Consider the following 13,972-nt stretch of genomic DNA (forward strand, 5'->3'; position numbering starts at 1 on the left):
CACGTCCCGCCCCGAACCGGTGGCCGGTTTCCCGGCCCCCCGGGTCGCGGCCGTCGGCCGCTGTCGTTCCTGGCGCCCTTCGCAGGGACATCTGTCTGCCCTTTCCTCTCGTTTTCGCGTCGGGCCGTCAGTAGCTGTTGCGGCGCCGCATCCGCCACCAGCTCAGACCCAGCGCGACCAGCAGCACGCCCACACCCGCGGCGACAGCGGAGGCGATCAGCGTGTTGTCGGTGAATGCATTGCTGGAGGAGGCGGACGACGCGCCCCCGCTGAGCAGATTGCCCTGGGCGTCCTTGGCATCGCCCTCCTTGGCGAGCGGGCCGCGCGAGCCCTCCGTCGGCAGCGCCAGATACGGGAAGGTGCCGCCGAACTTCTGGTCGTTCTCGTTGACCGCGTCACCCAAGTCGTTCTTCGAGCCGACCAGTTCGCCCTCGACGACCTGCAGCGCGATGTCCAGGACGTCGTCGCTCAGACGCCGGCCGTTGGGGAATCCGGCGTTGTCGCCGTCCAGCACACCCAGCCTCTTGGGCTCGGCGGTCGGCGCGATGGAGGTGTTGAGCCGCAGAGCCTCCGCGGGCTTCACCTGCGGCGGCTTGTTGAGCTTGTCGACGCCCGTCAGAAACACCGAGACCAGGTCGTTGCGCGGTTCCGCCGGAGCCTTGATCTTGTAGATGCCCTCGATCAGCTTCGGCAGCTCGGGCTGGGTGACGAACTGGAGGAAGTCACCGTCGTTCCACGGGTGGGACGCGTTGAACTTGTCCTTGTCCTTCACGGGTATGACGACCTCGTTGACCAGCGGCATACCGAGCCGGGACACCTGCGCCCAGTGACCGTTCGCGCTCTTGCGCTGGGTGGTGGACCAGATGCCGACGATCGGCTGCTTCTCCGACTGCCGGATGTACGCGGTCGGCACCTGCAGGGCGACGGAGTTGACGCTGTAGCCCTTGAGCGTGTCGTTGCCGACCTCGGAGAGGTTCCCGCCGTAGAGCAGGTCGAAGACGCGCAGGTCGGCGAAGAAGGGGTCGTCCGCCTGACCGGCGAACGCCGTTGATCCGCCCGCGAGTTTCTGCACGGCCTGGTCGCGCAGGGCCTGGTAGTCGGGCATGGACGCCTTGCCCACGTTCGACGGTGCCACCGGCAGATCGTCGGCGATCTTCGTGGAGTGCATCACATGCTGGTTCTTCAGCCTCAGCAGCTCGATGTCGTACGTCTGCGTGATGTTGAGGTCCGGGTCGTCGATGGTGGTGACGGGACCGGTGTTGTACAGGAAGGTGTTGCCGTTCTTGACGTGGTTCTTGAAGGTCCACCGGTAGATCAGGTCGCCCTGGGCGTCACCGTCGCTGTCGATGTGGATGTCGTACTGGGCGTCGTCGGCGAACTTGTAGAAGTTCGGCCCGCCGCCCGGTTCCTCGAACGGCAGCACGTTGGCGACGATCGTGGTGGTGTCGGGCTTGTCGGGGCTGACGAACGCGTACAGGTCCGTGTTGTCGTACTGCGGCTGCCCGGAGATCAGCGGTGCCTCCCGGTGGCTGGAAGCCTTGGCCGTGCCCGGCTCGACCCCGGTCACGCCGGAGGCCACGAGCGCCCCGGCGCCCAGCGCCACGCAGGTAAGAGCGGCGAGCCTCCTGGGCCCCCGCCCGCTGCTGCTCATTGCGGTCATCGAATCCGTCCTTCGCGAGTGCTGGTTCTGCTCCGATGTCAGCCATTCGGTGCGGAGGCCGGAACGGATTGGTCGCCAGTCCGAGAAGTTTTGTCGAGGTGCTGTCCCAAGTCGCCCTGGAATCACATGGATTCGGTGAGTAGTCGTCAACTCACGTACGGGTGTGGTGAATCCTGCGGGCGGGATACACGAGTGTGCCGGCGGGGCGATAGGGTTAACCTGCCCGGGCCGGGTGCCCTCGTACGGGTGGGGAGTGACATGGAACAGATAGCAATGCGCAGCAGGGCGCGTGTCCCTGCGATCACGTGTGGGAGCGGTGCGACCAGCACCCGTCTCGACCGACATCTCTCGGTGCTGGGCGGTCCCGCCGTCCCGCAGGGCGAGGCGGCCGAGGCGACATCGCTGATGCTCGAGCTCACCTCGCGTGATGTCGCGCACACCCGCAAGAGCAAGAGTGAGCGGGTCTCCCTCTTCGCGCCGCTCAAGCGGCTGCGTCGCTCACTCTTCGGCAGCCGCCGCTAGGGGGGCGTCTTTCGGATCAGACCGGGCGCGTCGGCGCCTCCTCCCTTCGCTTCACCCGTTGTACGCGAACGCGCTCAGGCGATCACACCGTCCCGGCGCAGCGCCGCTGTCCCGGCATCAGTCATCCCCAGGGCCCTCAGCAGCGCGTCGGTGTGCTCGCCGAGCGCGGGAACCGCACCCATCCGGGCCTCGTCCCCGCCCGGCAGGACGATCGGCGGAAGCAGTGCCCTCAGTGGCCCCGCCGGTGAGTCCACGTTTCGCCACCGGTCGCGCGCCGCGAGCTGCGGATGCGCGGCCAGGTCGCTCACGCTGTTGAGCCGCGCGCACGCGATGCCCGCCGCCTCCAGCCTGTCGATCGCCTCGTCGCGGCTCAGCGACGACAGGCCATCGGCCACCGCCGCATCGGTCTCCGCCCTGTTCGTCGTGCGGGCCCTGTTGGTCGCGAAGACCGGATCGTCCGCCAGCTCGGGCCGGCCGAGTACCTGCTCGGCCAGCCGTCGCCACTCCCGGTCGTTCTGTACGGACAGCAGAACCTGGCCGCCGTCCGCCGTCGCATAGGCGTCGTACGGAGAAATGACGGCGTGTGCGACCCCGGTGCGCGCCGGGGCCTCACCCCCATGCATCCCGTGGTGCAGCGGATGCCCCATCCACTCGGCCAGCGAGTCCAGCATCGAGATCTCCACCGGCCCGCCGAGCCCCGTGATCCCCCGCCGCAGCAGGGCCGCCAGCACCCCCGAGAAGGCGTACATCGCGGCGGCGATGTCGGCCGCCGGAATGCCCGCCTTGACGGGCTGGTCGGCGGTCCCGGTCACCGAGACCAGGCCCGCCTCGCACTGCACGAGCATGTCGTACGCGCGCTTGTGCGCGTACGGCCCCTCCGCGCCGTATCCGGAGATGTCCACGGCGACGAGCCGCGGGTGCGCGGCGCACAGGGTGGCCGCGTCCAGACCGAGCCGGGCCGCCGCTCCCTGGGCGAGGTTCTGTACGAACACATCGGCATCCGCGAGAAGTTGGCGCACGATGTCCAGACCGCGGGGGTCCTTGAGGTCGACGGCGATGGACTCCTTGCCGCGGTTGCACCAGACGAAATGCGAGGCTAGCCCGTGAGCCGCGGTGTCGTAGCCGCGGGCGAAGTCGCCGCCGTCGGGGCGCTCGATCTTGATGACGCGGGCACCCAGATCGGCGAGCTGACGCGTGGCGAACGGCGCCGAGACGGCCTGTTCGACGGCGACGACCGTGATCCCGTCGAGGGGGAGGGGCTGATGGTTCATAACAGCCGTGCCTACCGTGTACGTGCCACCTTTGTCACCCCGGGCGCGCGTCACCCCCCCTCATACCAGGGCGAACTGACCCTCCGGGCCCTCTTCGTGGTGGTCGAGTACGGAGGCGGGCCGCCGGGCCGCGGCGGGCGGCGGAAGCACGCCCGGCAGCTCGGGGATCTCCTCCTCCACCTTCAACTCGTCCTGCCTGCTGCGGAGTTTGCCCAGCAGGGAAAGTACGGTGATCAGCTCCAGGAGGTCGGAGGTCCACTCCTGCGGCCAGACGGCGGGCCGTATCGCCTCCAGCGTCCCGGGTTCGGCCGCGGTGGTACGGCCCTCGAACCAGAGCTCCAGCACGCGAACGCCGGCGACATGGAAGTCCCAGGCCTCGGCGGGCACGGGGGAGATGCGGCCGTCGCCCAGGCTGAGCACCTCCTCCTCGGCGTCGTACGCGATGGCATCGGGCCGCGCGGGCACGGCGGCCCGCACATACGGCCGCCGTCCGCCGGGCAGCCGGGGCCGCTCGCCGCCCCGGGCCCCGCGCAGCTGGATCCGCGTCAGCTCTCGCCCCAACTCCACGCCGGACCGCCACACATCGGGGTCGGCGGGCAGCGGCACCACACAACCGGCGGCCGACGGCCCGGCGGCCGCGACGATCCAGGCCACCATCTCGTCCACGTCGACCTCGTGTCCGTAACGGCTGCCGAGGGCGGACAGCAGACCCGGCGCGAGATTCGGCTCCATGCCCCCGGGCCGCCGGTAGAGCGGCCGGATCCGGCCGGGCCGTCCGGCGGGGGAGCGCCCGTCGGGCAGCAGCGCGCAGACGCTGACGGCGGGGCCCGCGGACTGAGCCACCCAGCCCTGCTCCACGACGAACAGCTGCCGCTCGTCGGCCACCCGCCACAGCTCGGGCCTGGCGACATCGATGAGCCGGTGGTCGGGGATCAGCCACTGCTCGTCGAAGGCCCCGTGGCAGACCCGCACCGGCGCCGGGCAGGGCCCGTGCTCCCGCACGAACCTGGCTGTCCCGCTGCTCTGCCCGGGCAGCTGACTGACGGCACTGCGCGGCGTACGCGCCCGGGTGCATCCGAACAGCGCGTCCTGCTCGACGCCCTCCGCCCGTACGACGGCATCCCAGCGCGCCTTCAGGGAGGCGGTATCCGGAGCCATCACCCAGGGCCGCCCCAGCCGCAGGGGTGCTGTGCCCCACGGCATGAGCTCGTCCAGCATCGGCATGCGGAAATGCTAACCGCGGGCCCTGACAGCGCTCACTCCGCGTCGACGGTGACCGAGAAGGAAAAGCGGTCCCCCCGGTACCGGATCCGGGCCACGTCCACCACACGGCCGTTCTCGTCGTACGTCACGCCTGTGTAGTGCAGGATCGGGCTCAGCAGCGGCACCTTCAGCAGCTCTGCCGTCCGCGGGTCCGCGAGGCGCGCCTCCACGGTGTCCGTGATGCGGCTGATCCGCACGCCCACCCCGTCGCGCAGCACCTTCGTCATCGGCCAGCGCTCCAGGTCCGCGAGGTCCAGCCGTGCCGCGATGTCCGGACGGACCGCGTTCTCCGCCCAGTTTGTCGGCTCACCGCTCTCGCCGTCGCAGCGCAGCCGCCGGTACGTCACCACCTCGGCGTCGTCGGGGAAGTGTTCCGCGAGTTCGCCGGGCACCGGCTCGGGGCCGTGCCCCAGGATCGTCGTGCGCTCGCCCGACTGCTGGGCCACGATCGCGTCGATCGAGCCCAGCAGCCGCCTCGGCGCTCCCCGCCGCGCCCCCGGTTCGATGAACGTGCCGCGCCGCCGGTGCCTGCTGATCAGGCCCTCCTCCTCGAGCTCCTTGAGGGCCTGGCGCATCGTGAGCACGCTGACGCCGTAGTGGGCGGCGAGCTGCTCCTCGGTGGGCAGCCGCAGCGACGCCTCGGGCGTTCGGCCCAGTATCGAGGCACGCAGCGACTGCGAGACCTGGTACCACAGCGGCAGCTTGCGGTTCAGGACCAGCGAATCGGGGGCGAAGGCGGTCACGGCGTACTCCGTACTACGACCGGAAGTGGCGCTCAAGACCCTGCCACACGTCGTCGTACCCCTTCTGCAGATGGCCGGCGTTCGCCGCCTGCCCGGTCGATGTCACCGGCCAGCGCGTCTCGAACATGAAGGCAAGCCCGTCGTCGATCTTCTGCGGCTTCAGCTCGGCGGCGCTGGCGCGGTCGAAGGTCTCCCGGTCGGGCCCGTGCGCGGACATCATGTTGTGCAGCGAGCCGCCGCCCGGGACAAAGCCCTCCGCCTTGGCGTCGTACGCGCCCTCGATCAGGCCCATGTACTCGCTCATCACATTCCGGTGGAAGTACGGCGGCCGGAAGGTGTTCTCACCGACCAGCCAGCGCGGCGCGAACACGACGAAGTCGACGCCCGCCAGGCCCGGGGTGTCGCTCGGCGAGGTCAGCACGGTGAAGATCGACGGGTCCGGGTGGTCGTAGGAGATCGTCCCGATCACATTGAAGCGGTGCAGGTCGTAGACGTACGGGACATGGTTGCCGTGCCAGGCGACGACATCCAGCGGCGAGTGGTCGTAGGTCGCGGCCCAGAGGTTCCCGCAGAACTTGTTGACGACCTCGACCGGGCCCTCCACGTCCTCGTACGCCGCCACCGGCGCGAGGAAGTCGCGGGCGTTGGCCAGGCCGTTCGCGCCGATCGGGCCGAGGTCGGGCAGCTGGAACGGCTGGCCGTAGTTCTCGCAGACATAGCCGCGGGCGCTCTCGTCGAGCAGCTCGACGCGGAAACGGACGCCACGGGGGATCAGCGCGACATCGCCGGGGCGGGCCGCGAGCAGACCGAGCTCCGTGCGCAGCAGCAGGCCGCCCCGCTCGGGCACGATCAGCAGCTCGCCGTCCGCGTCGCTGAACACCCGGTCCGTCATGGAGGAGTTGGCGTGGTACAGGTGCACGGCCATGCCCGTGCGCTGGGTCGCGTCACCGTTTCCGCCGAGCGTCCACAGACCGGCCAGCCAGTCCGTCCCGGGGGCGGGATCGGGCAGCGGGTTCCAGCGCAGCCGGTTGGGGTCGGGGACGGTCTCGGTGAAGGGCGCGCTGCGTACGCCGCCGTTGTCGATGCGGACGAACGGAGGATGCGCGGCCGACGGGCGGATCCGGTACAGCCACGAGCGGTGGTTGTGGACCCGCGGCTCGGTGAACGCACTGCCGCTCAGCTGCTCGGCATACAGCCCCAGCGGGGCGCGCTGGGGTGAGTTGCGCCCGTGCGGAAGCGCGCCAGGCACGGCCTCCGAGCTGTGTTCATTGCCGAAGCCGGCCAGCTGCCCAAGGCCCTCGGCCGTCTTCCGCGCCTGCTCGATGCCGCTCATCGTCCGCTCCCGGTGCTCAAGGAATCCTATGGACAACCGTAGGATTGCGGGACCGCCCCGTCAACGGGAACAGGACTGCACGATGGACCGCGTGTCCCACGCCCACCTCCGACGCACGCCCGTGCAACAGCGCAGCACCGAGCGGCTCGCCCGAGGCGGTGCGGTTCGGGTTGCCTGCGGCGCTGTTCCCCTACCCGCCCTCCCCCAGACTCCGTCCGGGGGGACCCCAACCCGTACGCGCTTCGCGCGTGTCCTCAATCGCCGGACGGGCTGGATGTGCGGCTCGGCCGCACATTTCAGCCCCGCCGGCGTTTGAGGCGCGGGGGTCCGGGGGCGGAGCCCCCGGTTACGGGAAGGGGCGGGGTGGGGGACAAGCCCGCCGCAGGCGCCACCCGTCCCGCACGGACCCGCACCGACCCCTCCCCACCCTCCATACCGGTCGGTATGCTGGCGGGCATCGCCGTCGCCCCAGGGAGGGCCCATGCCCCGCACAGCCCCCACCCGCACCGCCCTCCGGATCTGTCCCCTCTGCGAGGCCACCTGCGGGCTGACCCTCACCATCGAGGGCACCCGCGTCACCGGCGCCCGAGGCGATCGTGAGGATGTGTTCAGCAAGGGCTTCATCTGTCCCAAGGGCGCCTCCTTCGGTGAGCTCGACGCCGATCCCGACCGGCTGCGCGCCCCCCTCGTGCGCGAGAACGGGGAACTGCGGGAGGCCACGTGGGACGAGGCCTTCGACCTGGTCGCGGCCCGGATCCGGCCGCTGATCGAGGAGCACGGGCCCAATGCCGTCGGCGTGATCCTCGGCAATCCGAACGTCCACACCATGGCCGGCGCCCTCTACCCGCCCGTCCTGCTCACCCTGCTGCGGACCCGTAATCTCTTCACCGCCAGCACCCTGGACCAGATGCCCAAGCACGTCTCCAGCGGGCTCCTCTTCGGCAGCGCCGTCGCCATCCCGGTCCCCGACCTGGACCGCACGGACCATCTGCTGCTGCTCGGCGCCAACCCCCTGGACTCCAACGGCAGTCTGTGCACCGCCGCCGACTTCCCCAGCAAGCTCAAGGCGCTGCGCAAGCGCGGCGGCACGCTGACCGTCGTCGACCCGCGCCGCACGCGCACCGCGCAGCTGGCCGACCGGCATGTCGCCATCCGGCCCGGGACCGACGCGCTGCTGCTCGCCGCCATCGCCGCCGTCCTCTTCGAGGAGAAGCTCACCGACCTCGGCGCGCTCGAAGCGCATGTCGAGCAGGTGGCCGAAGTCCAGGAAGCGGTACGGGAGTTCACGCCCGAGGCGGTCGCCGCCGCCTGTGACATGGACGCCGAGGAGATCCGTACGATCGCCCGCGAGCTCGCCGCCGCGCCCACCGCCGCCGTCTACGGCCGGGTCGGCAGCTCCACCGTCGAATACGGCACCCTCACCAACTGGCTGGTGGACGTGCTCAATGTGATCACCGGCAATCTCGACCGCCCCGGCGGCGCGCTCTTCCCGCTGTCCGCCACCGATCGCGCTCCCCGCCCCGCCGCCCCGGGCAAGGGCTTCGCGCTCGGCCGCTGGGCGAGCAGGGTCAGCGGACACCCCGAGGCCAAGGGCGAATTGCCCATGGCCGCGCTGGCCGAGGAGATCGACACCCCGGGCGACGGCCGCATCCGCGCGGTCATCTCCATCGCCGCCAACCCGGTGCTCTCCGCCCCCGACGGCGACCGCCTCGACCGCGCGCTGGCCGGGCTCGACTTCATGGTCAGCGTCGATCCGTATCTCAACGAGACGTCCCGGCACGCGGATGTGGTCCTGCCTCCGCCGCCGCCGTCGCAGAGCTCCCACTTCGACTTCGCGTTCAACGCCTTCGCCGTCCGCAACCAGGCCCGCTACACCCCGGCGGTCGTCCCCCTGGAGGAGGGGCGGATGGGCGAGTGCGAGATCCAGGCCCGGCTGGTGCTCGCCGTGGGCGGGATGCACGGCGCGGAGCCGAGCGCCGTCGACGACATGGTCATCGAGAACACCCTCACCAAGGAGGGAGCTCCGAAGGAGCTGGCCGAGCAGCTCACCGGCCGCACCGGACCGGAACGGCGCCTCGACATGATGCTGCGCCTCGGCCCGTACGACCTCACCCTCGACAAGCTCCTGGAGAACCCGCACGGCGTCGACCTCGGCCCGCTCCAGCCGCGCATTCCGCAGATCCTCAGGACCCGCAGCGGACGCATCGAGCTGCTGCCCGACCCGATCGCCGCCGATCTGCCCCGGCTGCGGCGCGCGCTGGCCGAGCGGCCCACCGCCCTCGTGCTCGTCGGCCGACGCCATCTGCGCTCCAACAACAGCTGGATGCACAACGTCGCCACGCTCAACGGCGGCTCCAACCGCTGCACCCTGCAGATCCACCCCGCCGACGCGGCCCGGCTGGGACTCGAGGACGGCGCCCCCGCCCGTATCACCGCCGAGGGCGGCCAGGTCGAAGCGCCGGTGGAGATCACGGACGCGGTACGGACCGGAGTGGTGAGCCTGCCGCACGGCTGGGGACACGACCGGCCCGGCACCCGGATGTCGGTGGCGGCGGCGCGCCCCGGAGTCAATGTCAATCAGCTGCTCGACGGCTCACGGCTCGACCCGCTGTCCGGCACCGCTGTGCTCAACGGATTCCCCGTCGAGCTATCACCGGTGCGATGACCTGGGGTTTTGCTCGTATTGCTCACGCGTCAACATCTTGTTAACGGCTCTTGGCCGCACCTAACGTCATCCGAACCGCCGCTCCGGTGGGAGTTCAAGGATGAACGTTAGGTGTCCCCATGCTGACAATCCTCGGCTTCGCCATGATTGCGACCTTCCTGGTCCTGATCATGATGAAGAAGATGTCGCCCATCGCGGCGCTGGTCCTCATCCCCGCACTCTTCTGCGTAGTCGTCGGGAAGGGCGCGCACCTCGGTGACTACGTCATCGAAGGCGTCGGGAACCTCGCCCCCACCGCGGCGATGCTGATGTTCGCGATCGTCTACTTCGGCGTGATGATCGACGTCGGTCTCTTCGACCCGATCGTGCGCGGCATTCTGCGCTTCTGCAAGGCGGATCCGCTGCGCGTCGTGGTCGGTACGGCGGTGCTCGCCGCGATCGTCTCGCTCGACGGCGACGGCTCCACCACCTTCATGATCACCGTATCGGCGATGTATCCGCTCTACAAGCGCCTCAAGATGAGCCTGGTCGTGATGACCGGCGTCGCCGCCATGGCCAACGGCGTGATGAACACCCTGCCCTGGGGCGGCCCCACCGCCCGTGCGGCGACCGCGCTGAAGGTGGATGCGGGCGACATCTTCGTCCCGATGATCCCGGCGCTCGGCGTCGGACTCCTCTTCGTGTTCGCCCTCTCCTATGTGCTGGGCCGGCGTGAGCGCAAGCGCCTGGGTGTCCTCACCCTGGACGAGGTGCTGGAGCCGGAGACCGAGACGGTCCTGGTCAAGGCGGGCGGCGGCGGGCAAGCGGCCTCCACAAGTGCTGGTACCGGTGCGGAAGTTCCCCAGCAGGACGACGGCGACGAGGGCTTCAAGGGCCTCGACCCGAACCGCGCGACCCTGCGGCCCAAGCTGTACTGGTTCAACGCGGCGCTCACCGTCGGCCTCCTCACTGCAATGATCATGGAATATCTGCCGATCCCGGTGCTGTTCCTGCTCGGCGCCGCGCTCGCCCTGACGGTCAACTACCCCAAGATGGCGGACCAGAGGGCGCGCATCGCCGCCCATGCCGAGAATGTCCTGAACGTCGCAGGCATGGTCTTCGCCGCCGCCGTCTTCACCGGAGTCCTCACCGGCACCGGGATGGTCAAGCACATGGCCGACTGGCTCGTCGGCGCCATCCCCGAGGGGATGGGCCCGCACATGGCGCTCGTCACCGGCGTCCTGAGCATCCCGCTCACCTACTTCATGTCGAACGACGGTTTCTACTTCGGTGTCCTGCCCGTCCTCGCCGAGGCCGGCGCCGCACACGGCGTCTCCTCCCTGGAGATCGCCCGAGCCTCGCTCACCGGCCAGGTCCTGCACATGTCGAGCCCGCTCGTCCCCGCCGTGTATGTCCTCGTCGGCATGGCCAAGGTCGAATTCGGCGACCACACGCGGTTCGTCGTCAAGTGGGCCGCCCTGACATCGCTGATCGTGCTCGGCGCGGGAATTCTCTTCGGCATCGTCTGATGCCTCCCAGCGGCTGACCGCGCCTCGACACCGCCGCCTTCGCCTTCGCGCGGGCGGCGGTGCCGGTGGCATGGAGCCCCAACCTTCGCGCGACTCATTCCCTGACCGGGAGTAGTCGGCTAGTTTCAGGCGTCTCAGTCGCTCCCCTCTTCCTCCGGCGGAACTTATGAGTCGCGCCATCTCCCTGCGCAGTGTCAGCAAGAGGTACGAACGCGCCAATCGCGCCGTCGACCGTTTCTCCCTCGACATCGAGCCGGGAGAGTTCGTGGTGCTGCTCGGCCCGTCGGGCTGCGGAAAGTCGACCGTGCTGCGCATGATCGCGGGCCTCGAGGACATCACCGAGGGGGAGTTGCTGCTGGACGGTGAGTACGCCAACCACATCCCGCCCCGCGAGCGCGCCATGGCGATGGTCTTCCAGAACTTCGCGCTCTACCCGACCATGACGAACCGCGAGAACATCGGCTTCCCGCTGCGGCTGGAGAACCCGCGTGCGGACAGCGGGCCGCAGATCGAGGCCACCGCCCGCATGCTCGGCATCGAGGACGTCCTGGACCGCTACCCCAGCCAGCTCTCCGGCGGCGAACGCCAGCGGGTCGCGATGGGCCGGGCCATCTCCCGACGGCCCTCCGTCTTTCTGATGGACGAGCCGCTGTCCAACCTCGACGCGAAGCTGCGCAACCATCTGCGGGCCGAGATAGCCCAGCTCACTGCCGAGTTGGGGGTGACGACCGTGTACGTCACGCACGACCAGGCCGAGGCGATGTCCCTCGGCGACCGGGTCGCGGTGATGCGCGGCGGCATACTCCAGCAGGTGAGCACCCCGCGCGCAACCTATGCCCTGCCCGCGAACGTCTTCGTCGCCGCGTTCATCGGCACGCCGCGGATCAATCTGCTGCAGGCGGTCGTCTACGCGCCGCTCGACGGCCGGATGTCCATCGATCTCGGCAAACAGCGGCTTCCGCTGCCCGAACCTCTCAGCACCGACCACCAGTTGCTCCGCATCCAGCAGGGCCGGCAGATCATCGTCGGCCTGCGCTCGGAGGCCACGCGGATAGCCCCGCCGAGCCAGGCCCGACCCGGCGAGGTCGCGCTGACCGGGATCGTCGAGCACATGGAGTACCAGGGCCATGAGGCGCTCGTGCACTTCAACACCGGCTCACAGCCCGCCGTGGTCGCCGACCTCGAGTCGCCCAGGCCGCAGGGCCCCGTCCGCAGACGCCGGACCCGCAGCGGCCCGAGCGTGCTGACCCGCCTCAAGAAGCGCGCGGTCGCCCATGTCTCGGGGCCCGTGGTGGCTCTGGACGACCCGGAGCCGCGGCCGGGGACCATGACCGCCGAGCGTCCGTCCGTGGCAGCGAGCGATTTGGTGGTGCGGACCGGGCCCGATGTGCGGCTGCGCACTGGCGCGCAGGTGCCGCTGCTCGTCGATCTCGCGCATCTCTATGTCTTCGACCACCACGGCCGCAGGATCTGCCCTGCTCCGACGGACCTCCCGGGCCTGGACGCCTGAGAGGTCCCCGCTACGCTCCAGGGTGCCCTGGCGTCCAAAAACTAACACCGCTAGTTTGTGGGTGCGGACGACTGACGGCAGCTTCTGGAGGAGTGCGATGAAGGCTCACGACGGGATGTACATCGGCGGCCAGTGGCGGCCCGCCCGGGGTCCGGACACGATCGCGGTGGTGAACCCGGCCGACGAGCAGGTCATCGCCCATGTCCCGGCCGGTACGGCGGACGACGTCGACGACGCCGTGCGCGCGGCCCGCGAGGCGCTCCCCGGCTGGGCCGCCACCCCGCCCGCCGAACGCGCCGCCAGGATCGCGGCCCTGCGCGATGTGCTCGTGGTCCGGGCGGACGAGATCGCCGAGACCGTCACCGCCGAGCTCGGCGCGCCGCTCCAGCTCTCGCAGACGGTCCACGCGGGCGTGCCGATCATGGTCGCCGGTTCGTACGCGGAGCTGGCGGCCTCGTACTCCTTCGAGGAGAAGACCGGGAACTCCACCGTGCTGCTGGAGCCCGTCGGCGTGGTCGGTGCGATCACGCCCTGGAACTACCCGCTGCACCAGGTCGTCGCCAAGGTCGCCCCGGCACTCGCGGCGGGCTGCACCGTCGTACTCAAGCCCGCCGAGGACACCCCGCTGACCGCGCAGCTGTTCGCCGAGGCCGTGGACGAGGCCGGGCTGCCCGCAGGCGTGTTCAACCTGGTGACGGGTCTCGGCCCGGTCGCCGGGCAGGCACTCGCCGCCCACGAGGACGTCGACCTGGTCTCCTTCACCGGCTCGACCGCGGTCGGCAGGCAGATCGGCGCGACCGCGGGCGGCGCGGTCAAGCGGGTCGCCCTGGAGCTCGGCGGCAAGTCCGCCAATGTCATCCTGCCGAGCGCCGACCTGGCCAAGGCCGTGGGCGTCGGCATCGCCAACGTCATGTCCAACTCAGGCCAGACGTGCAGCGCATGGACCCGGATGCTGGTCCACAAGGACCAGTACGACGAGGCGGTGGCGCTCGCGAGGGCCGCGGTCGCCAAGTACGTACCGGGCGAGCGGATCGGCCCGCTGGTCAGCGCCAAGCAGCAGCAGCGCGTACGCGGCTATATCGAGAAGGGCGTCGCCGAGGGCGCCCGCCTGGTCGCCGGCGGCCCCGAAGCCCCGCGCGAGACGGGCTACTACGTCAGCCCCACCGTCTTCGCCGATGTCACCCCCGAGATGACCATCGCGCAGGAGGAGATCTTCGGCCCGGTCGTGTCGCTGATCAAGTACGAGGACGAGGACGACGCCCTGCGTATCGCCAACGGCACCGTGTACGGGCTCGCGGGCGCGGTCTGGGCCGCCGACGCGGCCGAAGCCGTCGCCTTCGCCCGCCGGATGGACACCGGGCAGGTCGACATCAACGGCGGCCGCTTCAACCCCCTCGCGCCCTTCGGCGGTTACAAGCAGTCGGGCGTCGGCCGGGAGCTCGGCCCGCACGGTCTGTCCGAGTACCTCCAGACCAAGTCCCTCCAGTTCTGAGCCGG

The 13,972-nt window shown here is 70.2% G+C and carries 10 protein-coding genes; 5 read left to right on the forward strand and 5 right to left on the reverse strand.

All coding sequences use genetic code 11. The features are described from left to right. Nucleotides 1–127: 127 nt before the first annotated feature. Complete coding sequence (locus tag OOK40_RS09125) at nt 128–1,660, reverse strand: DUF4331 domain-containing protein (protein WP_266478113.1); 1,533 nt, start codon at nt 1,658–1,660, stop codon at nt 128–130. Nucleotides 1,661–1,918: 258 nt separating this feature from the next. Here OOK40_RS09125 and OOK40_RS09130 point away from each other — a divergent pair, with 258 nt between their 5' ends. Further along, nucleotides 1,919–2,182 carry a hypothetical protein gene (locus OOK40_RS09130; RefSeq protein WP_266478115.1) on the forward strand — a complete coding sequence of 88 codons (264 nt, stop codon included), beginning with the start codon at nt 1,919–1,921 and terminating at the stop codon, nt 2,180–2,182. A 74-nt stretch (nt 2,183–2,256) separates the two neighbouring features. Here OOK40_RS09130 and OOK40_RS09135 read toward each other — a convergent pair whose 3' ends face one another. The 4 genes from OOK40_RS09135 to hmgA are packed head-to-tail and all read right to left on the reverse strand — an operon-like array spanning nt 2,257 to nt 6,792. Continuing rightward, the gene (locus OOK40_RS09135; RefSeq protein WP_266478117.1) at nt 2,257–3,453 is read right to left on the reverse strand and encodes a CaiB/BaiF CoA-transferase family protein; all 1,197 of its coding nucleotides are present in this window, start codon (nt 3,451–3,453) and stop codon (nt 2,257–2,259) included. Between the two features lie 60 nt (nt 3,454–3,513). Then, complete coding sequence (locus tag OOK40_RS09140; protein WP_266478119.1) at nt 3,514–4,677, reverse strand: type ISP restriction/modification enzyme; 1,164 nt, start codon at nt 4,675–4,677, stop codon at nt 3,514–3,516. A gap of 32 nt (nt 4,678–4,709) precedes the next feature. Further along, entirely contained in the window at nt 4,710–5,459 is a 750-nt protein-coding gene (locus OOK40_RS09145; RefSeq protein WP_266478121.1) for a GntR family transcriptional regulator, read from the reverse strand. A gap of 13 nt (nt 5,460–5,472) precedes the next feature. Continuing rightward, the gene (hmgA, locus tag OOK40_RS09150; protein WP_266478123.1) at nt 5,473–6,792 is read right to left on the reverse strand and encodes a homogentisate 1,2-dioxygenase; all 1,320 of its coding nucleotides are present in this window, start codon (nt 6,790–6,792) and stop codon (nt 5,473–5,475) included. Between the two features lie 481 nt (nt 6,793–7,273). Here hmgA and OOK40_RS09155 point away from each other — a divergent pair, with 481 nt between their 5' ends. The 4 genes from OOK40_RS09155 (at nt 7,274) to OOK40_RS09170 (ending at nt 13,967) form a co-directional block, all read left to right on the forward strand. Further along, on the forward strand, nt 7,274–9,457 hold the full coding sequence (locus OOK40_RS09155) for a molybdopterin oxidoreductase family protein (RefSeq protein WP_266478125.1): 2,184 nt from the start codon (nt 7,274–7,276) through the stop codon (nt 9,455–9,457). Nucleotides 9,458–9,576: 119 nt separating this feature from the next. Continuing rightward, a complete protein-coding gene (locus tag OOK40_RS09160; protein ID WP_266478127.1) occupies nt 9,577–10,965 on the forward strand; it encodes a CitMHS family transporter in 1,389 nt (462 codons plus the stop codon). Nucleotides 10,966–11,131: 166 nt separating this feature from the next. Beyond that, nucleotides 11,132–12,475, forward strand: coding sequence for an ABC transporter ATP-binding protein (locus OOK40_RS09165; RefSeq protein ID WP_266478129.1), 1,344 nt, complete (start codon nt 11,132–11,134; stop codon nt 12,473–12,475). A gap of 97 nt (nt 12,476–12,572) precedes the next feature. Further along, the gene (locus OOK40_RS09170; protein WP_266478131.1) at nt 12,573–13,967 is read left to right on the forward strand and encodes an aldehyde dehydrogenase family protein; all 1,395 of its coding nucleotides are present in this window, start codon (nt 12,573–12,575) and stop codon (nt 13,965–13,967) included. The last annotated feature ends 5 nt before the right edge of the window (nt 13,968–13,972 follow it).

The sequence above is a fragment of the Streptomyces sp. NBC_01481 genome, from assembly GCF_026339995.1.
GTDB lineage: Bacteria > Actinomycetota > Actinomycetes > Streptomycetales > Streptomycetaceae > Streptomyces.

Excerpts from the sequence above, each read along its gene's own strand:
- OOK40_RS09125 (WP_266478113.1), bottom strand. The coding sequence starts at position 1,660 with ATGACCGCAATGAGCAGCAGCGGGCGGGGGCCCAGGAGGCTCGCCGCT.
- OOK40_RS09130 (WP_266478115.1), top strand. The coding sequence starts at position 1,919 with ATGGAACAGATAGCAATGCGCAGCAGGGCGCGTGTCCCTGCGATCACG.
- OOK40_RS09135 (WP_266478117.1), bottom strand. The coding sequence starts at position 3,453 with ATGAACCATCAGCCCCTCCCCCTCGACGGGATCACGGTCGTCGCCGTC.
- OOK40_RS09140 (WP_266478119.1), bottom strand. The coding sequence starts at position 4,677 with ATGCCGATGCTGGACGAGCTCATGCCGTGGGGCACAGCACCCCTGCGG.
- hmgA (WP_266478123.1), bottom strand. The coding sequence starts at position 6,792 with ATGAGCGGCATCGAGCAGGCGCGGAAGACGGCCGAGGGCCTTGGGCAG.
- OOK40_RS09155 (WP_266478125.1), top strand. The coding sequence starts at position 7,274 with ATGCCCCGCACAGCCCCCACCCGCACCGCCCTCCGGATCTGTCCCCTC.
- OOK40_RS09160 (WP_266478127.1), top strand. The coding sequence starts at position 9,577 with ATGCTGACAATCCTCGGCTTCGCCATGATTGCGACCTTCCTGGTCCTG.
- OOK40_RS09165 (WP_266478129.1), top strand. The coding sequence starts at position 11,132 with ATGAGTCGCGCCATCTCCCTGCGCAGTGTCAGCAAGAGGTACGAACGC.
- OOK40_RS09170 (WP_266478131.1), top strand. The coding sequence starts at position 12,573 with ATGAAGGCTCACGACGGGATGTACATCGGCGGCCAGTGGCGGCCCGCC.